The organism is Kitasatospora sp. NPDC092286, assembly GCF_044755565.1.
Lineage (GTDB): Bacteria > Actinomycetota > Actinomycetes > Streptomycetales > Streptomycetaceae > Kitasatospora.
The window spans coordinates 1-22,104 of record NZ_JBIVRD010000006.1; the positions used below are offsets into that span (position 1 = coordinate 1).

Annotated in this window: 20 protein-coding genes, 1 rRNA gene and 1 pseudogene; 16 read left to right on the top strand and 6 right to left on the bottom strand. The window is 71.0% G+C overall.

All coding sequences use genetic code 11. From position 1 onward, the window contains the following. The 9 genes from rrf to pstB form a co-directional block, all read left to right on the top strand. Positions 1-87: ribosomal RNA gene (gene rrf / locus ACIQIB_RS07765) — 5S ribosomal RNA — on the top strand; the annotation flags it as partial. Positions 88-162: 75 nt separating this feature from the next. After that, the gene (mshD, locus tag ACIQIB_RS07770; protein WP_400757238.1) at positions 163-1,203 is read left to right on the top strand and encodes a mycothiol synthase; all 1,041 of its coding nucleotides are present in this window, start codon (positions 163-165) and stop codon (positions 1,201-1,203) included. A gap of 278 nt (positions 1,204-1,481) precedes the next feature. Then, positions 1,482-3,659, top strand: coding sequence for an RNA degradosome polyphosphate kinase (locus tag ACIQIB_RS07775; protein ID WP_400653764.1), 2,178 nt, complete (start codon positions 1,482-1,484; stop codon positions 3,657-3,659). 148 nt (positions 3,660-3,807) lie between these two features. After that, positions 3,808-4,926 carry a CHAD domain-containing protein gene (locus ACIQIB_RS07780; RefSeq protein WP_400757240.1) on the top strand — a complete coding sequence of 373 codons (1,119 nt, stop codon included), beginning with the start codon at positions 3,808-3,810 and terminating at the stop codon, positions 4,924-4,926. Between the two features lies 1 nt (position 4,927). Then, positions 4,928-5,506 carry an NUDIX hydrolase gene (locus tag ACIQIB_RS07785; protein ID WP_400653667.1) on the top strand — a complete coding sequence of 193 codons (579 nt, stop codon included), beginning with the start codon at positions 4,928-4,930 and terminating at the stop codon, positions 5,504-5,506. 227 nt (positions 5,507-5,733) lie between these two features. Next, positions 5,734-6,867, top strand: coding sequence for a phosphate ABC transporter substrate-binding protein PstS (gene pstS, locus ACIQIB_RS07790; RefSeq protein ID WP_363612856.1), 1,134 nt, complete (start codon positions 5,734-5,736; stop codon positions 6,865-6,867). A gap of 146 nt (positions 6,868-7,013) precedes the next feature. Then, complete coding sequence (gene pstC / locus ACIQIB_RS07795) at positions 7,014-7,994, top strand: phosphate ABC transporter permease subunit PstC (RefSeq protein ID WP_363612858.1); 981 nt, start codon at positions 7,014-7,016, stop codon at positions 7,992-7,994. Next, on the top strand, positions 7,991-9,067 hold the full coding sequence (gene pstA, locus ACIQIB_RS07800; protein WP_363612860.1) for a phosphate ABC transporter permease PstA: 1,077 nt from the start codon (positions 7,991-7,993) through the stop codon (positions 9,065-9,067). The genes pstC and pstA overlap by 4 nt, the downstream gene beginning before the upstream one ends. A 43-nt stretch (positions 9,068-9,110) precedes the next feature. Then, complete coding sequence (gene pstB, locus ACIQIB_RS07805; RefSeq protein ID WP_363612862.1) at positions 9,111-9,887, top strand: phosphate ABC transporter ATP-binding protein PstB; 777 nt, start codon at positions 9,111-9,113, stop codon at positions 9,885-9,887. A 104-nt stretch (positions 9,888-9,991) separates the two neighbouring features. On the opposite strand, the gene ACIQIB_RS07810 is transcribed toward pstB, so the two are convergent. Together ACIQIB_RS07810 and ACIQIB_RS07815 are read right to left on the bottom strand one after the other, a co-directional pair. Next, positions 9,992-10,987, bottom strand: coding sequence for an inorganic phosphate transporter (locus ACIQIB_RS07810; protein WP_363612864.1), 996 nt, complete (start codon positions 10,985-10,987; stop codon positions 9,992-9,994). Positions 10,988-10,992: 5 nt separating this feature from the next. Continuing rightward, positions 10,993-11,613 carry a DUF47 family protein gene (locus ACIQIB_RS07815; RefSeq protein ID WP_363612866.1) on the bottom strand — a complete coding sequence of 207 codons (621 nt, stop codon included), beginning with the start codon at positions 11,611-11,613 and terminating at the stop codon, positions 10,993-10,995. A gap of 351 nt (positions 11,614-11,964) precedes the next feature. Between ACIQIB_RS07815 and ACIQIB_RS07820 the strand changes: the two genes are divergently transcribed. Further along, positions 11,965-12,354, top strand: coding sequence for a metal-sensitive transcriptional regulator (locus tag ACIQIB_RS07820; RefSeq protein WP_363612868.1), 390 nt, complete (start codon positions 11,965-11,967; stop codon positions 12,352-12,354). Between the two features lie 67 nt (positions 12,355-12,421). Here ACIQIB_RS07820 and ACIQIB_RS07825 read toward each other — a convergent pair whose 3' ends face one another. Both ACIQIB_RS07825 and ACIQIB_RS07830 read right to left on the bottom strand, forming a co-directional pair. Continuing rightward, on the bottom strand, positions 12,422-12,619 hold the full coding sequence (locus tag ACIQIB_RS07825; RefSeq protein WP_363612870.1) for a hypothetical protein: 198 nt from the start codon (positions 12,617-12,619) through the stop codon (positions 12,422-12,424). A 188-nt stretch (positions 12,620-12,807) separates the two neighbouring features. Beyond that, entirely contained in the window at positions 12,808-13,701 is an 894-nt protein-coding gene (locus ACIQIB_RS07830; protein WP_400757242.1) for a hypothetical protein, read from the bottom strand. 163 nt (positions 13,702-13,864) lie between these two features. On the opposite strand from ACIQIB_RS07830, the gene ACIQIB_RS07835 reads away from it, so the two are divergent. Continuing rightward, positions 13,865-14,056 carry a hypothetical protein gene (locus ACIQIB_RS07835; protein ID WP_400757244.1) on the top strand — a complete coding sequence of 64 codons (192 nt, stop codon included), beginning with the start codon at positions 13,865-13,867 and terminating at the stop codon, positions 14,054-14,056. A 6-nt stretch (positions 14,057-14,062) separates the two neighbouring features. Here ACIQIB_RS07835 and ACIQIB_RS07840 read toward each other — a convergent pair whose 3' ends face one another. Continuing rightward, positions 14,063-14,773, bottom strand: coding sequence for a phosphatase PAP2 family protein (locus tag ACIQIB_RS07840; protein WP_400653668.1), 711 nt, complete (start codon positions 14,771-14,773; stop codon positions 14,063-14,065). 383 nt (positions 14,774-15,156) lie between these two features. Beyond that, a pseudogene (locus ACIQIB_RS07845) lies at positions 15,157-16,131 on the bottom strand (NlpC/P60 family protein); the annotation flags it as partial. A 269-nt stretch (positions 16,132-16,400) separates the two neighbouring features. Between ACIQIB_RS07845 and ACIQIB_RS07850 the strand changes: the two are divergent. The 5 genes from ACIQIB_RS07850 to ACIQIB_RS07870 all read left to right on the top strand — a co-directional run bounded on the left by ACIQIB_RS07850 (position 16,401) and on the right by ACIQIB_RS07870 (position 21,956). Next, positions 16,401-16,751, top strand: coding sequence for a hypothetical protein (locus ACIQIB_RS07850; protein ID WP_363612876.1), 351 nt, complete (start codon positions 16,401-16,403; stop codon positions 16,749-16,751). Between the two features lie 157 nt (positions 16,752-16,908). Then, positions 16,909-17,727 (top strand): hypothetical protein, encoded by an 819-nt coding sequence (locus ACIQIB_RS07855; RefSeq protein WP_400653669.1) that lies wholly within the window; start codon positions 16,909-16,911, stop codon positions 17,725-17,727. Next, positions 17,687-18,994, top strand: coding sequence for a hypothetical protein (locus tag ACIQIB_RS07860; protein ID WP_400757246.1), 1,308 nt, complete (start codon positions 17,687-17,689; stop codon positions 18,992-18,994). Before ACIQIB_RS07855 ends, ACIQIB_RS07860 begins: the two co-directional genes overlap by 41 nt. A gap of 7 nt (positions 18,995-19,001) precedes the next feature. Beyond that, positions 19,002-20,576: an SCO6880 family protein gene (locus tag ACIQIB_RS07865; RefSeq protein ID WP_363612882.1), complete on the top strand. Its 1,575-nt coding sequence runs from the start codon at positions 19,002-19,004 to the stop codon at positions 20,574-20,576. Between the two features lie 30 nt (positions 20,577-20,606). Further along, positions 20,607-21,956 carry an ATP-binding protein gene (locus ACIQIB_RS07870; RefSeq protein ID WP_363612884.1) on the top strand — a complete coding sequence of 450 codons (1,350 nt, stop codon included), beginning with the start codon at positions 20,607-20,609 and terminating at the stop codon, positions 21,954-21,956. Positions 21,957-22,104 lie beyond the last annotated feature (148 nt).

Here is a 22,104-nt window from a genome sequence, read left to right on the forward strand (position 1 = left end):
GGTTACATTCCGAACCCGGAAGCTAAGCCTCACAGCGCCGATGGTACTGCAGGGGGGACCCTGTGGGAGAGTAGGACGCCGCCGAACAATCATTCCAGAGAACCCCCACCCGATTCCGGGTGGGGGTTCTCTGCGTTTACCCCTTGACGTATGGTCAGAGCCATGGACGATCAGGACGCTCGGCAGGAACGGCTCTACAGCGGAAGCGGAACGTCGGCGGCCGGCGAGGGTGTGGTCGTCGCGTACGAGGTGCTGCGACCGGACCGGCGCGACGGCGCGCTCGGCGTCCTGGCGGATGCGCAGTCGGCGGACGGCCGGGCGGCGGTGTCCGAGCAGGGGCGGCTGCGGTTGCGCTCCTCGGAGACGGCTCGGCCGGGGGTGGTCCACCTCGTCCAGCACGCGAGCGGTCCGGACGCCGGCGGCCAGGCCGTCGTCGGATACGGGCAGCTGGAGGTTCCGCAGGGGCAGGGCTCGGACGCCAATCCGTCGGCCGAGCTGGTGGTGGCTCCGGCTGCCCGGGGGAACGGCTTCGGCCGTCACCTGGTGGACGCCGTGCTCGCCGAGGCCCATGGCGCCGGCCGTGACTTCGTCGACTTCTGGGTGCACGGCGGCCATCCGGCGGCCCGCCATCTCGCCGAGCGCTACGGTGCCGAGCTGGTCCGCGAGCTGCGGCAGATGCGCCGGACCGGTCCGCAGACCGAGGCCGTGCCGCTCCCGGACGGCATCGAGCTCCGTACGTTCCGGCCCGGCGAGGACGACGCCGAGTGGCTGCGGCTGAACGCGCTGGCCTTCGCCCACCACCCGGAGCAGGGCGCCTGGACCGGGCAGGACCTCGCCGACCGGCTGGCCGAGCCGTGGTTCGACCCGGCGGGCTTCTTCCTCGCCACCCGGGACGGCAGGGCGGTGGGTTTCCACTGGACCAAGGTGCACCCGGCGACCGCCACCGAGCCGGCCCTCGGCGAGGTGTACGTGGTCGGGGTGGACCCGGCGGAGCAGGGCAGTGGTCTCGGCCGGGCGCTGACCGCGGCCGGTCTGCGTCATCTGACCGGCGGCGGCCCGGCCGAGCGGGGGCTGGAAACCGTACTGCTGTACGTCGACGCGGACAATCCGGTCGCTGTGCGGGTATATGAACGACTGGGGTTCACCGTTCACGAGGTGGACCTGATGTACCGCGCCCAGTACCGCGAGGACAGGACGGCATAGCGGAGGGATGGGCCCGGGGCAACGGTTCGGCACCGTCGGACCGGCCCCGACCGATTCAGCTTTCCTCCTGGCCATGCGGTGTTTACCGTGGATTCAATTGCTGCCGCGAAGATCACAGGATGAAGTCCGTGGTGTCTCGCTCGTGCAGCGTCGGCCGACATCCGCTGGCCGGTCCTGTACGGACCGCGCCGGGCGGGTGGGCGTTGGCGCTGGGCGAGGACGACGGCCCGCAGAGCAACTCGCGTCCGGACGCCGTCCTGCTGGAGGAGCTGGAGCCCATGAGCATCCCCCGCCCTGTCTCTGCACCGCTGCCCCCGCCGGCCCGGATGTCCAGCGCGCTCGCGATACCGCCGGAGCTGCCGGCCGCGGACGAGCAGGACTTCGACGAACTGCCGCAGGGCCGCTTCCTGGACCGCGAGCGCAGTTGGCTGGCCTTCAACGAGCGCGTCCTGGAGCTGGCCGAGGACCCGGAGATCCCGCTGCTGGAGCGGGCCAAGTTCCTCGCGATATTCGCGAGCAACCTGGACGAGTTCTTCATGGTCCGGGTGGCCGGCCTGAAGCGCCGGATCGCCACCGGCGTCGCCCAGCGCAGCGCGTCCGGCCTTCAGCCGCGCGAGGTGCTGGACCTGATCTGGACCCGCTCCCGTGAGCTGATGGCGCGGCACGCCGCCGCCTTCCAGCAGGAGGTCCTGCCGGACCTCGCCGCCGAGGGCATCGAGCTGGTCCGCTGGGCCGAGCTGGCGGAGAAGGAGCAGGCCCGCCTGCACACCCTCTTCCGGCAGAAGATCTTCCCCGTGCTCACCCCGCTGGCGGTGGACCCGGCGCACCCCTTCCCGTACATATCGGGGCTCTCGCTCAACCTCGCGGTCGTCGTGCGCAACCCGGTCTCCGGGCACAAGCACTTCGCCCGGGTGAAGGTGCCGCAGTCCCTCGCCCGCTTCCTGGAGGCCTCCCCGCAGCGGTACGTCCCGCTGGAGGACGTCATGGGGGCGCACCTGGAGGAGCTCTTCCCCGGCATGGAGGTGCTCGCGCACCACGCCTTCCGGGTGACCCGCAACGAGGACCTCGAGGTCGAGGAGGACGACACCGAGAACATCCTCAAGGCCCTGGAGAAGGAGCTGATGCGGCGGCGCTTCGGCCCGCCGGTGCGGCTGGAGGTCGAGGAGTCGATCGACCCCTACATCCTGGACCTGCTGGTGCGGGAGCTGAACATCACCGAGGCCGAGGTCTTCCCGCTGCCCGGCCCGCTCGACCTGACCGGCCTGTTCGGCATCGCCGACCTGGACCGGCCCGAGCTGAAGTACCCGAAGTTCGTGGCGGGCACCGCCCGTGGCCTGACCGACGTGGAGTCGGCCTCCCAGCCGGACATCTTCGCCGCGATGCGCGAGCGGGACGTGCTGCTGCACCACCCGTACGACAGCTTCTCCACCTCGGTGCAGGCGTTCCTGGAGCAGGCGGCCGGCGACCCGGACGTCCTGGCGATCAAGCAGACGCTGTACCGGACCTCCGGTGACTCGCCGATCGTGGACGCGCTGATCGACGCGGCGGAGTCCGGCAAGCAGGTCCTCGTGCTGGTCGAGATCAAGGCGCGCTTCGACGAGCAGGCCAACATCAAGTGGGCCCGCAAGCTGGAGGAGGCCGGCTGCCACGTCGTCTACGGCCTGGTCGGGCTGAAGACGCACTGCAAGCTGTCGCTGGTGGTCCGCCAGGAGGGCGACACCCTGCGCCGCTACTCGCACGTGGGCACCGGCAACTACCACCCGAAGACGGCCCGGCTGTACGAGGACATCGGGCTGCTGACCTCGGACCCGCAGGTCGGCGCGGACCTCTCGGACCTCTTCAACCGGCTCTCCGGCTACTCGCGCCGCGAGTCGTACCGGCGGCTGCTGACGGCGCCGCGCGGCCTGCGCGACGGGCTGGTCGCGCGGATCCACAACGAGATCGCCCACCACCGGGACGGCCGGCCGGCGTACGTGAAGCTCAAGGTCAACTCGATCGTCGACGAGGCCGTGATCGACGCGCTGTACCGGGCCTCGCAGGCCGGAGTGCCGGTGGACGTCTGGGTGCGCGGGATCTGCGCGATCCGCCCGGGGGTGCCGGGGCTGAGCGAGAACATCCGGGTGCGCAGCATCCTGGGCCGCTTCCTGGAGCACTCGCGGATCTTCGTGTTCGGCAACAGCGGCGATCCGGAGGTGTGGATCGGCAGCGCCGACATGATGCACCGCAATCTGGACCGCCGGATCGAGGCCCTGCTGCGGATCACCGATCCGGCGCACCGGGCCGAGCTGTCCGGGCTGATCGACCTCGGGGTGTCGGACGAGACGGAGTCCTGGCACCTCGGGCCGGACGGCACCTGGACCAGACGCTCCCAGGCCGCCGACGGGAAGCCGCTGCGGCACGTCCAGGACCTGCTGATCGACTCCCGCCAGCGCCGCCGGGCCGCTGCCGCCCGCTGACCGCGGGTCCCCGCCCACGACCCGACGACGCGATGACCCACTGACGCGACGACCCACTGAAGCGAGCCGCTGAGCGGTCGGGACCCGCCGCAGCGGTCGGCCACCAGCCCCGGGGGACGGCCCCGGGGGAACGGGGATCTACCTAGTCATGACCGATGCGCCGATGACGGCCCAGGCGGCCTCCACCGCGACCGCCGGGGACATCCTCTCCAGCCATCTCACCGCCCAGGCCGGCGCGTTCCTGCGCACGCTGCCGCTCGCGGTGGGCGAGGTCGGCGCCAGACCGGGGGCGGTCGCCGTCCCGTCCGCCGGTACGGCCGACCTGCTGCGGGCGGTGCGGCGGATCGGGGGGCTGCTGCACACCTTCGGCGGGAGCTTCGAGCAGGCCTGGGCGCACGAGTCGCGCACCGAGCTGCGCTGGCTGCTCAATCTGCTGGCGCTGGAACCGGGGTACGTCCGCCGCTCGGCCCGGCTGCTGGGCGCGCTGGACTCACTGAACGGGACGGAGCCGGACGGGCCCGGGATGCTCGCCGGACACGCCGGGGCGCCGAAGGCCCGGGCGCTGCTGGACCGCCAGCTGACCCTGGCCCGGACCAGGGCGCACTCGACGGTGCTGCAGGAGCTGCGGTCGGCCCGGCTGCACGCGCTGGCGGACCGGATGACGCTGCTGGTCGGCGAGGCCCCGCTGCTGGAGTCGGCGGGCGGCCGGGCGGGGACGGTGCTGCTGCCGCAGGCCGCGGCCGCGTTCACGGCGCTGACGGTCGGCGCCCAGCAGCTGCCGCTGCGGCGGGCCGCGAGGCCGTACGGCGGGGACGGACTGCGTCGGCTCGGCACGGTGCAGCCCACGCTCCCCGGCGCAGGGCCGGAAGCGCCGGCGGTCAGGGGCGCGGTCGACGCGGACGCGGCGCTGGCGGCGGACGACGCGCCGTGGCTCCGGGTGCGGATCCTGGTGAAACGGGCCCGGTACGCGCTGGAGGTGTGCGGTCGGCCGTCCGTCGAGCTGGACGAGCTGGACGAGGTGCTCGGCCGGCACCAGGAGGCGGCGGACGCGGCGGTCACCGCGGCCACCGCGGCGCGGACACCGCGGATCACCCCGGCGACCGCCTATGTGCTCGGCGTGGTGCATGCTGATCAGCGACTGGAGGTGGAGGCGGCGCGGTACGCCTTCGGCCGCCGGTGGCCCGAGCTCCCACCCGGCCCGGACGGCTGGCTGGAGATCCCCCCTGCCGAGGGCTGGGGGCAGACCCCCGCACCACGGATGGCCTGAATTGCGCAACCGCCTGAGCACCGAGCAGGCCGACGGCCCCGGCACGGGCGGAACCCGTACGAGCGCCCCCGCCGGGCGCGGCCCGGGCGCGAACGGGTCCGGTGCCGCGCGGGGGAGGGTCGTCCTGGCGGCGGGCGCGGTGCTGTGGCTGCCGGGCCGGCCGAAGAAGAGCGGCCGGCTCGGGCGGCCGCGGATCGCGGTGATCCACCGGCCCAAGTACGACGACTGGAGCCTGCCGAAGGGGAAGCTCGACCCCGGTGAGGGGGTGGTCGAGGCGGCGCTGCGCGAGGTGCGGGAGGAGACCGGGTTCGACTGCCTGCTGGGGCCGGAGCTGCCGGCCCAGCACTATCTGGCGCAGGGCCGGCCCAAGGAGGTCCGGTACTGGGCGGCGGTACCGTCCGCCGGGGCGTTCCGCCCGAACCGCGAGGTGGACCGGCTGGAGTGGCTGCCGGCGGGCAAGGCACGTACCCGGCTGACCCACGAGCGCGACCGGTTGCTGGTCGACGCGCTGTTGGAGATCCTGACGGAGAAGCCGGTGCGGGCGGCCGACCCGGGCGCGGTGAAGGAACGGTGGAAGTGATCTCTCCGCGCCCTTGCCGTGACGCAACCGTTACTACCTGACGTAGTTTCCTGTCATCCGTTCGAGGTTCACTCCCCGTTCACTTCTGACCGGCTGTCGTGTCACCTACCCGGCCTAACTTCGGGTTTACCGGAGGGCCGAACGGGCCCCGGACCACAGCAAAACCCGCGCTCCCCCGTCCTCGGACGGCCCGCGCGACGGGCAATGCCACAGAAAGGGACACCCCAGTGAAGCTCCAGCGGAACGGCCGCTCCAAGGCCCTCGCCATCGGTGCCATGGCGCTCGTCAGCTCGCTGTCGCTCGCCGCCTGCGGCTCGGACAACAACAACGACACCAAGGCGTCCGGTGGCTCCAGCGGCGCCTCGTCGGCTGCGGCGATCAACTGTGGCAAGCCGGGTGCGCTGCTCGCCTCGGGCTCCACCGCCCAGGGCAACGCGATGGACGTCTGGAAGACCAACTTCGGCGCCGCCTGCTCCGGCACCACCATCAACTACGGCGGCGGCGGCTCGGGCACGGGTGTCCAGCAGTTCACCCAGGGCAAGGTCCAGTTCGCCGGTTCGGACTCGGCCCTGAAGCCGGCCGAGGTCGACGCCACCAAGGCGGTCTGCACCGGTGGCCAGGGCATCGACCTGCCGCTGGTCGGTGGCCTGATCTCGCTCGTCTACAACATCGATGGCGTCGACAACCTGGTCCTGGACGGCCCGACCGCCGCCAAGATCTTCGACTCGCAGATCACCAAGTGGAACGACCCGGCGATCGTCGCCCTGAACCCGGGCGCCAAGCTGCCGGACGCCGACATCCAGGCCTTCCACCGCGCGGACGACTCCGGCACCACGGAGAACCTGACCAAGTACTTCGCCAAGACCTCCGGTGGCGCCTGGTCGTACCCGCCCGCCAAGGCCTGGGCGGGCAAGGGCGGCCAGTCGGCCAAGGAGTCCGCCGGTGTCTCGGCGCAGGTGAAGCAGGTCAAGAACTCGATCAGCTACGCCGAGCTCTCCTACGCGCAGACCAACAACCTGAAGAGCGCCTCCATCGCCACCGGCGCCTCCAAGCCGGTCGAGGCCACCGCCGCCAACGCCGCCAACACCTTCGCCAAGGCGAAGGTCGCCGGAACCGGCAGCGACCTGGCGCTGACCCTCGACTACGCGACCAAGGACGAGGGCTCGTACCCGCTGGTCCTGGTCACCTACGAGATCGTCTGCGACAAGGGCAACAAGGCCGACACCCTCGACACCGTCAAGGCCTTCCTGACCTACGCCGCCAGCGACGCGGGCCAGAAGGCCATCGGCGACACGGGCTACGTGCCGCTCCCCAAGGAGCTGACGGACAAGGTCAACGCCGTCATCCCGACGCTGGCCTGATCCAGTAGGACCTCCCGGTGGGGCGGCCCCGTGAACGAGGGGGGCCGGGGCCGCCCACCGGGAAGCACTGACGAAGAAGCACGTCCGGGGCACCGCCGCCAGGGTGCCGCCCCCTCGGGGCAGCACCACCAGACCGGAGTAGACCAATGACTTCATCCTCCCCTGCCGCCCCGCGAGGCAGGGAACGCCGCAAGCGTGACAGCCGGGTCGGCGACAAGATCTTCATGAACGCCGCTCGTGGGTCGGGCATCCTGCTGCTGGTCATCATGGCCGCCATCGCGGGCTTCCTGGCCTGGCGCTCGGGCATCGCCCTGAGCAAGAACGAGGGCAACTTCCTCACCACCTTCGAGTGGACGCCGGACGCCCCGAAGCCCGTCTTCGGCATCGCCGTCCTCGCGTTCGGCACCATCGTCAGCGCGGTCATCGCCATGGCGATCGCCGTTCCGGTGGCCATCGGGATCGCGCTGTTCATCTCGCACTACGCGCCGCGCCGGATCGCCCAGCCGTTCGCCTACCTGGTGGACCTGCTCGCCGCCGTCCCCAGCATCGTGTACGGCCTCTGGGGCACGCTGTTCCTGGTGCCGCACCTGGACGGGCTGACCAGCTGGCTGAACGACTACCTCGGCTGGACGTACATCTTCGACCAGTCCAGGGCCGGCACCACCCCGCGCAACCTGTTCACCGTCGGCATCCTGCTGGCCATCATGATTCTTCCGATCATCACTGCGGTCAGCCGCGAGGTCTTCCGGCAGGTGCCGCGGATGCACGAGGAGGCGGCGCTCGCGCTCGGCGCGACCCGCTGGGAGATGATCCGCACCGCGGTGCTGCCGTTCGGCCGCCCCGGCATCATCTCGGCCTCGATGCTCGGCCTCGGCCGCGCGCTCGGCGAGACCATCGCGGTGGCGATCGTGCTCTCGTCCAACAGCGTGCTGTCGCTGCACCTGCTCGACCCGGGCGGCGGCACCTTCGCCCAGAACATCGCGCTGAAGTTCAACGAGGCCGGCGATACCGGCCGCGACGCGCTGATGGCCTCCGGCCTTGTCCTGTTCGTCATCACCCTGCTGGTGAACGGTGCCGCGCGGCTGATCGTCGCCCGCCGCAAGGAGTACTCGGGGGCCAACGCATGAGTGCCGCGACCACGTCCGTCCCGGCGGACACCCGGCCGGTCAGCCGGCCGCTGACCGCCAACCGGCTGCCCAAGTGGACCCCGGCCGCCGTCGCCGGCGGCTCCATCGCGCTCGGCTGCGCGATCGGCGCGCTCGGCGGCCTGGCCAGCCACCTGCAGTGGGGCCTGATCTCGGCCACGCTGTTCCTGCTGATCAGCTACGGGCTCTCGGCCCGGATCGAGGGCCGCCGCCAGGCCAAGGACCGGTTCGCCACCTCGGTGATCTGGGTCGCCTTCATCCTGGCTGTCGTCCCGCTCGTCGCCCTGACCGTCTACACGGTCCAGCAGGGCGTCGGCGTGGTGAACGGCAACTTCCTGAGCCACTCGATGAAGGGCGTCCGCTCCGCCGGCGCCGGCGGTGGTATCTACCACGCGCTGATCGGCACGCTGGAGCAGGTCGGCCTGGCCACCGCGATGGCCGCCCCGGTGGGTCTGCTGACCGCCGTCTACCTGGTCGAGTACGGCCGCGGCAGGCTCGCCAAGGTGGTCACCTTCTTCGTCGACGTCATGACGGGCATCCCGTCGATCGTCGCCGGTCTGTTCATCCTCTCGCTCTGGAACCTCGCCCTCGGCTTCAACTACTCGGGCTTCTCGGGCAGCCTCGCGCTGGCGATCCTGATGATGCCGGTCGTGGTCCGCTCCACCGAGGAGATGCTCAAGCTCGTCCCGAACGAGCTGCGCGAGGCCTCGTACGCGCTCGGCGTGCCGAAGTGGAAGACCATCCTGCGGATCGTCCTCCCCACCGCGATCGGCGGCATCACCACCGGCGTGATGCTCTCGGTCGCCCGCATCACGGGCGAGACCGCCCCGGTGATGATGCTGGTCTTCGGCGCCGACTACATCAACAGCAACCCGTTCGACGGACCGCAGCAGTCCCTGCCGATGTACATCTGGCAGCAGTACTCGATGGTCAACAACGACTTCGGCTACGCCCGCGCCTGGGGCGCCGCGCTGGTGCTGATCGCCTTCGTGATGGGGCTCAACCTCATCGCCCGGGGCATCGCACGCTGGCGCTCGCCCAAGGGCGGACACTGAGCGACCGACTGACGTACGAAGACAGACGAGAGAAGCAACGATCATGGCCAAGCGCATCGACGTCAGCGGACTGTCCGCCTACTACGGCACCACCAAGGCCATCGAGGACATCTCGATGAGCATCGAGCCCCGCTCGGTGACGGCCTTCATCGGCCCCTCCGGCTGCGGCAAGTCGACCTTCCTGCGCACCCTCAACCGGATGCACGAGGTGATCCCCGGCGCCCGCGTCGAGGGCAAGGTGCTCCTGGACGACGAGAACCTGTACGGCGCCAGCGTCGACCCGGTAGCCGTCCGCCGTTCGGTCGGGATGGTCTTCCAGCGCCCGAACCCGTTCCCGACCATGTCGATCTACGACAACGTGGTCGCCGGGCTGAAGCTCGCGGGTGTGCGCAAGAAGTCCACCCTGGACGGCGTGGTGGAGAAGTCCCTCAAGGGTGCCAACCTGTGGAACGAGGTCAAGGACCGGCTGAACAAGCCGGGCGCCGGCCTCTCCGGCGGCCAGCAGCAGCGCCTCTGCATCGCCCGCGCCATCGCGGTCGAGCCGCAGGTCCTGCTGATGGACGAGCCCTGCTCCGCGCTCGACCCGATCTCCACCCTCGCCATCGAGGACCTGATCGGCGAGCTGAAGTCGGAGTTCACCATCGTCATCGTGACCCACAACATGCAGCAGGCGGCCCGCGTCAGCGACCGCACCGCCTTCTTCAACCTGGCCGGCGTCGGCCAGCCGGGCAAGCTGGTCGAGCTGGACGACACCCAGCGGATCTTCTCCAACCCGTCGGCCCAGGCGACCGAGGACTACATCTCCGGCCGCTTCGGCTAGGAGCAGCGACTGCTTCGCGGTGCTGCATGGCGGTGCCGCCGCGAAGTACGGGACAGGGCCCGCCCCCGAGATGTGGGGGCGGGCCCTGTCGGTTCTGCGGGGCGTCAGCCCCAGAACAGGTGGACGAACCAGTACATCAGCGCCGCGACGACGGCGGCCGCCGGCATCGTGATGAACCAGCCGAGCACGATGTTCTTCGCCACGCCCCAGCGCACCGCGCGGATCCGCTTGGTGGCCCCCGCGCCCATGATCGCCGAGGTGATCACGTGCGTGGTGGAGATCGGCGCCTTGAAGACGAACGAGGTGACGTACATGACGGTCGCGGCGGTGGCCTCGGCCGCGAAGCCCTGCGGCGGGTCCAGCTCGATGATCTTGCGGCCGAGGGTCCGCATGATCCGCCAGCCACCCGCGTAGGTGCCCAGCGAGAGCATGGTGGCGCAGGAGATCTTGACCCAGACCGGGATGCCGTCGGAGTCGTGGTGGCCCGAGATGGTGAGGGCCATCACCACGATGCCCATGGTCTTCTGGGCGTCCTGGAGGCCGTGCGCGAGGGCCATGGCGGCGGCCGACGCGGTCTGGGCGACCCGGAAGTTGCGCTTGGCCTTGTGCGGGTTGGCCCGCCGGAAGATCCAGAGGATCGCCAGCATCACCAGGAAGCCGCCGATCAGGCCGACGATCGGGGAGACGATCATCGGGATGACGATCTTCTCCAGGACGCCGTTCCAGATCACCTCGGTCCCGCCGGCCATCGCCGCGCCCACCATGCCGCCGAACAGCGCGTGCGAGGAGGAGGAGGGGAGACCGAAGTACCAGGTGACGAGGTTCCAGGCGATCGCGCCGACCAGGGCGGCGAACAGGATCGCCATCCCCTGGTTGCCGACCGGGGTCGCGATGATGCCCTGCGAGACGGTGTGCGCCACGCCGCTGCCGAGGAAGGCGCCGGCCAGGTTCATCACGGCGGCCATCGCGAGCGCGGCCCGCGGGGTCAGCGCCCGGGTGGAGACCGACGTGGCGATGGCGTTCGCCGAGTCGTGGAAGCCGTTGGTGTAGGTGAAGAAGAACGCAACGCCGATGACGGCGATGAGTGCTGCCGTGTCCACGAGGGTCAGGACTCCTTGACGGCGATGGTCTCCACCGTGTTGGCGACGTGCTCGAACGCGTCCGCCGCCTCCTCAAGGACGTCCACGACCTGCTTCAGCTTGAGCACCTCGATGGCGTCGTACTGACCGGAGAAGAGGTGGGCGAGCAGCTTGCGGTGGATCTGGTCGGCCTGGTTCTCGAGCCGGTTGACCTCGATCCAGTACTCGGTCAGGTTGGACATGCTGCGCAGGTTCGGCATCGCCTCGGCGGTGAGCTCGGCGGCGCGGGCCAGGACCTCGATCTGCTGCTCGATGCCCTTGGGGAGGGTCTGGATGTCGTACAGCACGACCAGGTCGACGGCCTCCTCCATGAAGTCCATGATGTCGTCCAGCGACGAGGCGAGGCTGTAGATGTCCTCGCGGTCGAAGGGCGTGATGAAGGACGAGTTCAGCTGGTGGAAGACCGCATGGGTGGTGTCGTCCCCGGCGTGTTCGGCGGCGCGCATGCGCTCGACGATCTCCGCACGAGCCGACACGTCTGCTCCCAGCAGTTCCAGCAGAAGCTTTGATCCGACGACGAGGTTCTCCGCTGCGGCGGCGAACATGTCGTAGAAGCTCGTCTCCTTCGGGGTCAGGCTAAAACGCACGGAAATCTCCGATGTGCGGGGTAGGGACTGAACGATGCTAGGTGCAACCAGGCGCAATTGCGCAAACGGGGTGGTGGTGGGGGAGGCGGAACCTCCCCTTCCGTTTGGCTGCCGCACCAGTGGAACCGGCCCGCACAGCCATGTGCGGACGTGAGCCCCCAGTCTGACGGAACCTCGCCCGGATTGCCCCCGTCGTGCGCGCGGAAGAACCGGGGCGCCGCCCGTACGGGGGAACCGTCCGGCCTGCCGCTCCGGGCCCGTCGGGCCCGCCGGAGGAACACCGTGACCGGCCCGGGTGTTGGACACTGGAGGCCGACGCAGCCACCCAGGCACTCAGGAGAAGGCGGGCCGATGACCACGACGCAAGCGCGAACCGAGCCGGACCACGCGCACGGGAGCGAGCCGCCGGCCGACCACACCGCCGAGGCCGCGGCCCCCGCGGCGGCCGGTCACCACGGGCCGCACGGGTACAGCGCGCAGAAGGACGCCCACCTCAAGCGGCTGCGCCGGATCGAGGGCCAGATCCGCGGTCTGCAGCGCATGGTCGACGAGGACGTCTACTGCATCGACGTGCTCACCCAGGTCTCGGCCGGCACCAAGGCGCTGCAGTCCTTCGCGCTCTCGCTGCTGGAGGAGCACCTGCGGCACTGCGTCGCCGCGGCCGCCGAGGAGGGCGGGGCGGAGCTGGACGCCAAGGTGGCGGAGGCCACCGCCGCGATCGCCCGGCTGCTGCGCAGCTGACACCGGGCCGAGCGCCGGTCGCTCCGGCCGTCCCGTCGCGGTCGGCCCTGGCCGTTTTCAGCCGTCTCTAGTCGTCCCGCTCGGCCGGGGGCCCGGCGGCCGAACCGCCGTCGGGCCGGTCGAGCAGCACCTCGTCGATCCGCTCGGTCGGCAGCCGCTCGCCGGCGCTGGCCGTCGCGGCGATCATCAGCTCGCCGGCCAGCTCGATCTCGTCGAGGGCCGCGTCGTCGTGGCCGCCGCTGCGGCCGCCCGTGGACGACACCACCTGCACCACCCCTTCAGCGCCTCGCCAGCCCGGGCGGCAGCCACCCGACATCCAGCCTAGGCACTTCGGAGCCCGTCCACATGGCACGGACGGGCCATCTCGGCGCCGCCGAAACGGGTGGGCGCCAGGCGCCGGACACCCACCCGGTCCGGCGGCGCCCCTCCCCGAGCCCTCCTCGCCCCCGGCCGCTACTTCGGGCTCTCCGTGGGCTTCGTCGCGAAGATGTCCGCGGTGGCCGGCTCGGCCGCCTCCACCGGCTTGCCGAAGTCCGTCAGGGAGGTCGTCGAGGTCACCTTCACCTGGTCCTTCGCCTCCTTGGAACCCGCGACCCCGGCGAAGGTGAACACCTCGACCACCTTGTGCAGCCGGCCCTGGTCGTCCAGCCAGGCGTCGTACGGGACGTCCCGGACGGTGAAGGTCTGGGCCGCCATCCGCAGGCCGTCCCCGCCCCGGCCACCGGTCGCGTCGGCCGCCTTCGACAGGTCGAGAACGCCGCGGTAGTGCTTGAGCGCCACCCCGCCGACCGTCTCGGTACCGACCAGGTCCGCCTTCTGCGCCCCGCGCAGCGCGCCCGCGGCGGAGGCCGGGTCGGTGGCACCGCTGCTGACGAGGTTGCCGTCGGGCAGCTGGCGCACGTCCAGCTTGACCCACTTGCCCTCGGGCACCTTGGCCCCGCTGTTCTGCAGATAGACGGTGCCGGGCAGGACCACCTCGACGATCTTCCCGGTGGTCGCCGCGCCCGGCGGCACCGCCACCTCCAGCCGGCCGATCCGCTTCACGTAGTCGTAGCCGCCGCTGCCGGTGAAGACGGCCTTCTTCTCGGCCGACTCCGTCACCAGCTCGGTGGCGGTGTGCGCGGAACCCGTCCGGCCGGTGATGTCGGCGGCGCTGCGGACGGCCGTCACCGGGTCGCCGGAGAGCTGGTCGGGGGTGCTCGACCGCTGGTCGGACGAGCCGCCGGGGCCGTCCGAGCAGCCGGCCAGCCCGGTCAGGGCGGCGGCGAGCACGGCGGCCCCGGCCGCCGCGCGCAGGTGCGGCAGCGGACGGCGCCGCTGCCGGCCGCTGCGCTGCTGGTCGGTCATCTTCATCCTCGCGACAACCCCCTTGGGCCCGACTGCCCCGCCGACCACCACCAGGTGGGCAGAGCTCTTTCCGGGCAAACGAGTTGAGGCGCGCCGGGTTACGCGAAACCCGGCGCGCCGGAGGCATCGCGCGCCGGGGCCCCCGGGCGTTACCGTGAACCACGTGCACAGTGAGCTGCCGGCTGCCCCCGGCACCACCCGGATGCCCGAGCACCGCGTCGAGATCGACGAGCGCGGTTCCTTCTCCTTCGCGACCTGCGCCTGTGGCTGGTTCTCCCCGGCCCGCCGGTCCCGCGACCTCAGCCGGCGGGAGGCCGCCGACCACCTCACCGAGCACGCCGGGGAGTCCCCGTAGCGGCCGCTAGGCCGCCAGATCGGACTCCGGCGGCTGCTCGTCGGCCCGGAGGGTGCCGCGCTCGCCGCCGCGCCGCCGGCCGCGCGGACGCGGGCCGCTCCGGGGCGCCCTGATCAGCGGGGCGACGACGGTCCGGCTCAGCGCGTGGCAGAGCGGGACCAGCACGGCCATCGCGATCGGCGCCAGCAGCAGGACGACCGCGGTGGCGAGCGCGAACCCGCCGATCACGTCGGTGGGGTAGTGGACGCCCATGAACATCCGGCAGAAGCCCTGCAGCAGGGCGAGGCCGCCGGCGATCCAGCCCAGTCGCCGGTTCACCAGGAACAGCGCCACCGCGATGCCCATCGACATCGTCGAGTGGTCGCTGACGAAGGAGTGCGTGCCCGCCTTGCCGTCCACCAGCACGTCCAGGCCGGTGTGATCGACGAAGGGGCGCGGGCGGTTCACGATGGCGGCGATCGGCAGGTTGGCCAGCTCGGCGATGGCGACCGAGAGCGGTGCCCAGAGCAGCCCGGCGACCGCCACCGGGGCGTCCGGACGGCGTCTGGCCTGCAGCCAGCCGACCAGGCCCAGCAGGGCCAGGCCGAGCAGGATGCCGTACTCGCCGATCCACGAGACCAGGTGGTCCAGCCACTCCGGAGAGCGTTTGGCCAGGCCGTTGACGGCGTAGAGCAGACCGAGGTCGGGGTTGGTCGTGTCGGCAAGCGGCGTCGACACGCCGCACCTCCTTCTGGTCCGCTGCACCTGTTCGTTCCGGCCGAGGTCCGCCCGGCCCAGGGGGCTGACGGTGGACCATCGGACACAACGTCATAACCGGGGCGCGGCGTTCCACGGAAACGCACTGTTATCGAAAATTGACTCAGCGTCCACAGTGCGCTCACACCGTGCGGCCCGGGGGTTCAGCTTTTCACGGCGGGTTGACCCGGACCTGTCGGACCGGGACCTGCGGGGTCGGGGCCGGCCGGCCCCGCGGGTGCGGCCGCGGCGGCCTGGCCGGCCGACGGGTTGGCCAGTGGGCTGCCGGTGCCGCTCGGAGGTGTGGCCGGATCCTGGGTGGCCGCGCCCGGACCGCCCTTGCCGGTGATGGTGCCGTCCGCGTTGCGCACGGGCAGGGCCTCGGCGCCGTCCGAGGTGATCCGGGTGGCGCCGATGTACTCCCTGGTGTCGATCTTGTCGTAGCGGATCACCGCGCCGGTGTGCGGCGCGTTGATCATGTACCCGCCGCCCACGTAGATGCCGACGTGGTGGATGCTGCGCGGGTCGTTCAGATCCGTCGCCCAGAAGACCAGGTCACCCGGGCGCAGTTGGTCGCGCGAGGGGTGCGGCCCGGCGTACCACTGGTCGTTGGCGACCCGGGGGAGCGTGATGCCCACACTGGCGAACGCGGCCCAGGTGAGCCCGGAGCAGTCGAACCGCCCGTTCTGCGACGGCAGGCCCTCGCCGCCCCACAGGTACGGCGTGCCGAGCTTGCCCTGGGCGAAGTAGATCGCGCCGGCCGACTGCTGGACCACCTCCACCGGCGCGGTGGGCGCGGTGAAGCTGCGGGCCAGCGCCTTGATGCTCCGCACGTACCCCTGGGTCTCCCGGTACGGCGGCACGCCGTCGTACTTCTCCACCGCGTACGGGCCCGCGTTGTAGGCGGCCAGCATGTTGTCCTGCCGGTCGCCCGGCACCTTCGCCACGTCACGGGCGAGCGCGCAGTCGTACGTCGCCGCCGAGGCGATCGCGTCCGCGGGGTCCCAGATGTCCTTCTTGCCGTCGCCGTTCGCGTCGGTGCCGTAGATCGCCCAGGTGCTCTCCAGGAACTGCGCCATTCCGTACGCCTTCGCGGGCGATCGGGCGCCCGGGTCGAAACCGCTTTCCTGGTACAGCTGTGCCGCGAGCATCGGCGGGGAGATCTCCGGGCAGAGCGTTCCCCACTGCTGGATCAGCCCCTGGTAGGCGGCCGGCACGGTTCCCGCCGAGAGGTTGGCGCGATTGGCGGACGGTTGCGGTGTCCCACTTGCCGCATACGTCCCGACGGTCACCAGACCGACGAAGCCGAATGCGACAACTCCCGCTGCTGCGGCGGCCATCCCGGCCTTGCGGAGTACCATCAGCACCATCCCGACGAATCGTCAGTCGAAGTGTCCCGGAAGGCGTTGCTCACCGCAATCATCAGAGATACAAAGAGTGAGCGCTATCCTTCGTACGGTGGACATCCTCGCGCACGTGTCCGATGCCTCACGACCAATCCGCGAGAAGCAGCCAAGTCGACGTCAGATCTGGCCAAGAATAGGTACCGACCCTTCGCGCGGACGGGGTCTGGGCCCTTGAATTTGCCTGATCGGGCGGTGAGATGGAAATGAACCTGAGCAGCGTGGACAGTATCGCGATCGGCCACCTGGCCGAAGACCCTCCTAAGAAGCCGAATATCGACACCATCATCGGCGGGATCGCCCCGGACTGGGGCCCGTTCGCGAGCCTCGGGTCGGAGGCCCGGGTGATGGTCGAGGTCGTCATGGCCGTGGCCATCCTGGCCTGCCTCGGCCTCGCCGTCTGGGGCGCGGCCAAGCAGCGGATCGGCGCCACCGCCATGCGTGACAGCTTCGGCGCCGAGCAGGGCAAGGGGCTGATCATCGCCGGGCTGACCGGCGTGTTCATCATTGGATCACTTGGCACTCTGTTCACCATTGTGTACGGCATGGCCATCTGACGATCGGACAGCAGGCGGTGCCCCCGCCTGACGTCCGTCCCGTCAGGACCTTCCGGAGCCCCCGCCGGGGGTCCACCCACCTCACCTCCCTTCCCGCCCGTCCACGGGCGGAGGGGCCCCCGGAGCCGCCCAGGCTCCCCGCACCAGGAGGGCCGCCGTGCCGTTGTCCGACGACCAGCCGCACACCCGTACGCGGCTGCCGGTCGGCGAACAGCCCTCCTCACAGGTGAGCGCTCGTCAACCGAGGCCGTTGCGAACGCTGCTGACCGTCCTGGTGGTCGTCACCCTGCTGGTGGTGGCGATCTCCATCGCCAACCGGGGCAAGGCCGACCCCGGCGCCTCCGGTACCGCCGGCCGCTCCGCCGACGGCGCCACCGCCACCGCCGGCGCGGGTCCCGGCCCCAGCGGCGAGCAGCCGGTCAGCACCACCACCAACGGCATCGCCGGCGGCTTCCCGCACACCGACCAGGGCGCGCAGTCGGCCGCCGTCAACTACGCGGTGGCCATCGGCTCCGCCGACATGTTCCGCGCCGAGAGCCGCCACACCATCGTCGCCACCATCGCCGACCCGGGCGCCGCCGCAGCCCTCCAGGCCCGCCTGGACCAGGGGTTCTCGCCCGAGACCGCAGCCAGGTTCGGAGTCGATGCGCAAGGGCGACCGCCCAAGGGGCAGACGTTCGTCAGCCGGACCATCCCGGTCGGTGCGAAGAGCAGTGCCTACAGCGAAGAGAGTGTCAAGGTCGAGGTCTGGTGCACGGGACTCTTCGGCCTCGCCGGCGAGCGATCGATCCGGCCGGTCTCGGAGGAATGGTTCACCCTGACGCTCAACCTGCGGTGGACCGGAACGGACTGGAAGCTCACTGACTTCAGTCGGGTAGCCGGCCCCGCACCTGTCCCGCCGGACCAGCAGGCTGCGACCTCTGAGGAAATCACTGGTGCTGTCGAGCAGTTCGGAGGCTTCCGCTATGCACGCTGACGGTGGTTCGGCTCGGGCAAGGCGACGTGCGGGTCGATTGGCCGGAGGGACGGCGGCAGGCCTCATCTCCGTCGTGCTGACGGCCTCACGTGCGTTCGCCGAGCCGTCGGCCGCACCGAGCCCCGGCGCGACCAACACAAGCTGCCCTGGGGTTCCGCTTCCGGGGAACGATGTCTACTGCGCTCCTGGTGGCAACGGCTCCCTTCCCGGCAGCGGGACCGTCGGGAGTGTGGCCGATCCGCTCGGGTCGTTGGCGAAGGGGTGTGCGCAGGCGGCGGCGTGGGTGGTGCGGAAGCTGTCGAGTGCGATCGACGGGACGACGCAGGTGGACTTCACCAATGCGTCGTTCCTGCAGCAGTACGCGGTGGTGTTCGCCGCCTCGACGATCATCACGTTGGTGCTCTGGCTGCTGGCGGTGACGAAGCGGGCGGTGCGCGGGGCGCCGCTGACGACGGCGATCTCGGAGGCGATCGGCTTCCTCTGGCTGACCGTGGTGGCGTCGGCGTTCACGCCGCTGATCCTGTACACGGTGGTGAGCGCGACGGACGGGCTGACCAAGGCCGTCGCGGTGGGGACGAAGTCGGACACCGGGACGTATCTGGGCGGGTTCGCCGACACCTTGGAGAAGGGTGACATGGGCGGTGGGCCGCTGATCCTGATCATCGTGTCGCTGGTGGCCGTGCTGGCCGCGGCGGTGCTCTGGATCGAGCTGCTGATCCGGGCGGCGATGCTGTACGTGGGTGCGCTGCTGGGGACCGCGGTGTACGCCGGGCTGGTGGACAAGCAGCTGTGGAAGCACGTGCGCCGCTGGGCGGGGGTGATGGTGGCGGTGGACCTGGCCAAGCCGATCATCGTCATCATCCTCGGGCTGGCCGGTGCGGTGGCGACCGGTGCCGGGGCGAACGACGACTTCGCGCGGGTGCTGTCGGGTCTGGCGATCCTGTTCCTGTCGATCTTCGCGAGCACCGCCGTCTACCGTTTCGTGCCGGGCTTCGGCGACGAGATCATGAACATGCGCTCGGCCCGGGCGAGCGCGGTCTCGGCCGGCTCGGCGATGATCAACGGCACCGCGAACCTGATGAAGCAGGGCATCAGCACCCACGGCGACCGCGGCCCGCAGGGGGCGGGCGGCGGCGGTGGGGCCGGCGGCGGTTCGGTCGCGCCGGGCATCGCCGCGCACGCCGGCCGCACCCCGGCCCCGCCGCCGCAGGGCGGGCCGCCGGCCTCGGCAGCGATCCGCGACAGCAATCCAGCGAAGGGAGGGTGACGGGTAAGTGAGCAGCGAACCACTCGGCCAGTACGGCGCCCAGTACGCCCAGCCGTACGTGCACCAGCGCCGCACCTACCTGATCGGCAAGGCCCGCCCGAACGCGCCGATCGGCCGGAACCGGGAGTCCGGCGAGATCATCCTGATCATCTTCGGGGCGTTCCTCGGCATGCTCTGGGGCCTGATGATGCCCGTGCTGCCGCTGCGTATCGCGGGTCTGATCGGGCTGCCGCTGCTGGCGATCGCCGCGGTCTACGTGCCGTACCGCCGCCGGACGTTCTACAAGTGGGTGGAGATCAACCGCACCTACCGCCGGACGGTCCGCAGCGGCCGGGCGGTGTGGAAGTCGGACGCGATGGACGCCGGCACCCGGCTGGACGGGCGCGAGGTGGAGGTCGGCCCGCCGCCCGGGGTGGGCCGGCTGCGCTGGCTGGCCGCGCCGTTCGGGCCGGACGAGGTCGGGGTGCTGATGCACCTGGAGCGGCGCACGGTGACGGCGGCGATCGAGATCGAGGGTCCGGGTGTCGGCCTGCGGGACTCGGAGGACCAGGAGGCCCTGGTCGACCGGTTCGGCACGCTGCTGAAGCACGTCGCCAACGGGGACGGCTTCGTGACCAGGCTGCAGATCCTCGCCCGGACGCTGCCCGCCGACCCGGACGCACACGCCAAGGACGTGGAGCGGCGCGGGGACCACGACGCGCCGCGGTGGCTGCAGGACTCGTACGACCAGTTGCAGTCGATGGTCTCGACCTCCTCCGAGCAGCACCGGGCCTACCTGGTGGCCTGCATGCACTACACCCGTGACCTGGCGGCCGAGGCGCACGCCATGGGCCGGACCGCGACCGGACGGCGGGCCCGGGACGACGAGGGGCTGGCCGCGGTGATGGCGCGCGAGCTGACCGACATCTGCGCGCGCCTCGCGGAGGCGGACATCCGGGTGCGTCAGCCGCTCGGCCAGGCCCGGCTCTCCTCGCTGCTGCACTCGATGTACGACCCGGACCACCCGATCGACCACATCCAGGCGATGTCGAAGCGCAACGCCTGGCCGGCCGAGCTGGACGCCACGCACCCGCAGTACCTGCAGGCGAAGACCAGGGAGTCGGCGACCCGGGCCCCGTGGTGCCACGCCACCGCCTGGATCAAGGAGTGGCCGCTGACCCCGGTCGGCGTCAACTTCCTGGCCCCGCTGCTGGTCCACACCCCGGACGTGATCCGGACGGTGGCGGTGACGATGGACCTGGAGCCCACCGACGTGGCCATCGAGCGGATGCTCACCGAGAAGACCAACGACGAGGCGGAGGCCAGCCGCGCGGCCAAGATGAACCGCACGGTCGACCCGCGCGACCTGGCCCACACCGGCCGGGTGGACCAGCGCGGTGACGACCTGGCGTCCGGTGCGGCCGGGGTCAACCTGGTCGGTTACATCACGGTCTCCTCGCGCAGCCCCGAGGCGCTGGCCCGCGACAAGCGGACCATCCGCGCCTCGGCCGGCAAGAGCTACCTCAAGCTGGAGTGGTGCGACCGCGAGCACCACCGGGCCTTCGTCAACACCCTCCCGTTCGCCACCGGCATCCGCCGCTGACCGGCGCACCAATCCACCAGGAGGCCGCCCATGGCGATCGGCAACCTCACCGACGCGTTCACCAGCCTGATGTTCGGCAAGGTGGAGACCACCCGTCTGCCGGTGCGTACGTCCACCGGCCAGGCGCAGGCGGTCTACCTGCCGACCGCCGCACCGGGGCTGGGCGACTCCGGCGTGATCATCGGCCGTGAGGTGTACAGCGGCAAGGGGTATGTGTACGACCCCTTCCAGCTGTACGGCCAGCAGCTGCCGGCCCCGCACTGGCTGGTGCTCGGCGAGTCCGGCAACGGCAAGTCGGCGCTGGAGAAGACGTATGTGCTGCGCCAGCTGAGGTTCCGGGACCGGCAGGTCGTGGTGCTGGACGCGCAGGGCGAGGACGGCGTCGGCGAGTGGAACCTGATCGCCAACGCGCTGGGCATAAAGTCGATCCGGCTCGACCCGATGGCGGCCCGGGACGGCGGGGTGAAGCTCAACCCGCTGGACCCGGCGATCACCACGACCGGCCAGCTGTCGCTGCTGCGCACCATCATCGAGGTGGCGATGGGGCACGGTCTGGACGAGCGGGCCGGCTTCGCGCTGAAGGCCGCGCACGCCCATGTGGTAGCGACGGTGACCGGCCGTCAGCCGGTGCTGAACGACATCATCGACACCCTGCGCAGCCCCGAGCTCTCCTCGGTGGAGTCGCTGGGCGTGGCGGTGAACGAGGTGCAGGCCTGGGGCCTGGACGTGGCGCTGGTGCTGGACCGGCTGGTCGACGGCGACCTGCGCGGCATGTTCGACGGCTCGACCACGGACGGCATCGACCTGGACGCGCCGCTGATCGTCTTCGACCTGTCGCACATCGACCGCAACTCGATCGCGATGCCGATCCTGATGGCGATCGTCGGGGTCTGGCTGGAGCACACCTGGATCAGGCCGGACCGGAAGAAGCGCATCTTTCTGGTCGAGGAGGCCTGGCACATCATCAACAGCCCGTTCGTGGCCCAGCTGTTCCAGCGGCTGCTGAAGTTCGGGCGCCGGCTCGGCCTCTCCTTCGTCGCGGTGGTCCACCACCTCTCGGACGTGGTGGACGGCGCGGCGGCCAAGGAGGCGTCGGCGATCCTGAAGATGGCCTCCACCCGGACGATCTACATGCAGAAGGCCGAGGAGGCGAGAGCCACCGGCCGGGTGCTGGGTCTGCCGCGCTGGGCGGTGGAGATCATCCCGACCCTGTCGCCGGGTATCGCGGTCTGGGATGTCAACGGCAACGTCCAGGTGGTCAAGCACATCATCACCGAGGCCGAACGGCCGCTGGTGTACACCGACCGGGCGATGACCGAGGACGCGGTGGCCGAGCGGGTCCGCGCCGAACGCCAGTTGGCGGCCGAGCCGGGCGTCTGAGCGGGTGCCGGAGAGGGCGGGGAGCCGGGCGGTCCGGGCGGGGTGAGCCGGCTGTCCGGGGCGATTGTCCGGCGACGATTCGTCAGTAGGTAACCCTGTCGTTACGTCCGGGGTCCTGACAGCTACGCGCGTTGACTCTAGGCTGCAT

Excerpts from the sequence above, each read along its gene's own strand:
- mshD (WP_400757238.1), top strand. The coding sequence starts at position 163 with ATGGACGATCAGGACGCTCGGCAGGAACGGCTCTACAGCGGAAGCGGA.
- ACIQIB_RS07775 (WP_400653764.1), top strand. The coding sequence starts at position 1,482 with ATGAGCATCCCCCGCCCTGTCTCTGCACCGCTGCCCCCGCCGGCCCGG.
- ACIQIB_RS07780 (WP_400757240.1), top strand. The coding sequence starts at position 3,808 with ATGACCGATGCGCCGATGACGGCCCAGGCGGCCTCCACCGCGACCGCC.
- pstC (WP_363612858.1), top strand. The coding sequence starts at position 7,014 with ATGACTTCATCCTCCCCTGCCGCCCCGCGAGGCAGGGAACGCCGCAAG.
- pstA (WP_363612860.1), top strand. The coding sequence starts at position 7,991 with ATGAGTGCCGCGACCACGTCCGTCCCGGCGGACACCCGGCCGGTCAGC.
- pstB (WP_363612862.1), top strand. The coding sequence starts at position 9,111 with ATGGCCAAGCGCATCGACGTCAGCGGACTGTCCGCCTACTACGGCACC.
- ACIQIB_RS07820 (WP_363612868.1), top strand. The coding sequence starts at position 11,965 with ATGACCACGACGCAAGCGCGAACCGAGCCGGACCACGCGCACGGGAGC.
- ACIQIB_RS07830 (WP_400757242.1), bottom strand. The coding sequence starts at position 13,701 with ATGACCGACCAGCAGCGCAGCGGCCGGCAGCGGCGCCGTCCGCTGCCG.
- ACIQIB_RS07850 (WP_363612876.1), top strand. The coding sequence starts at position 16,401 with ATGAACCTGAGCAGCGTGGACAGTATCGCGATCGGCCACCTGGCCGAA.
- ACIQIB_RS07870 (WP_363612884.1), top strand. The coding sequence starts at position 20,607 with ATGGCGATCGGCAACCTCACCGACGCGTTCACCAGCCTGATGTTCGGC.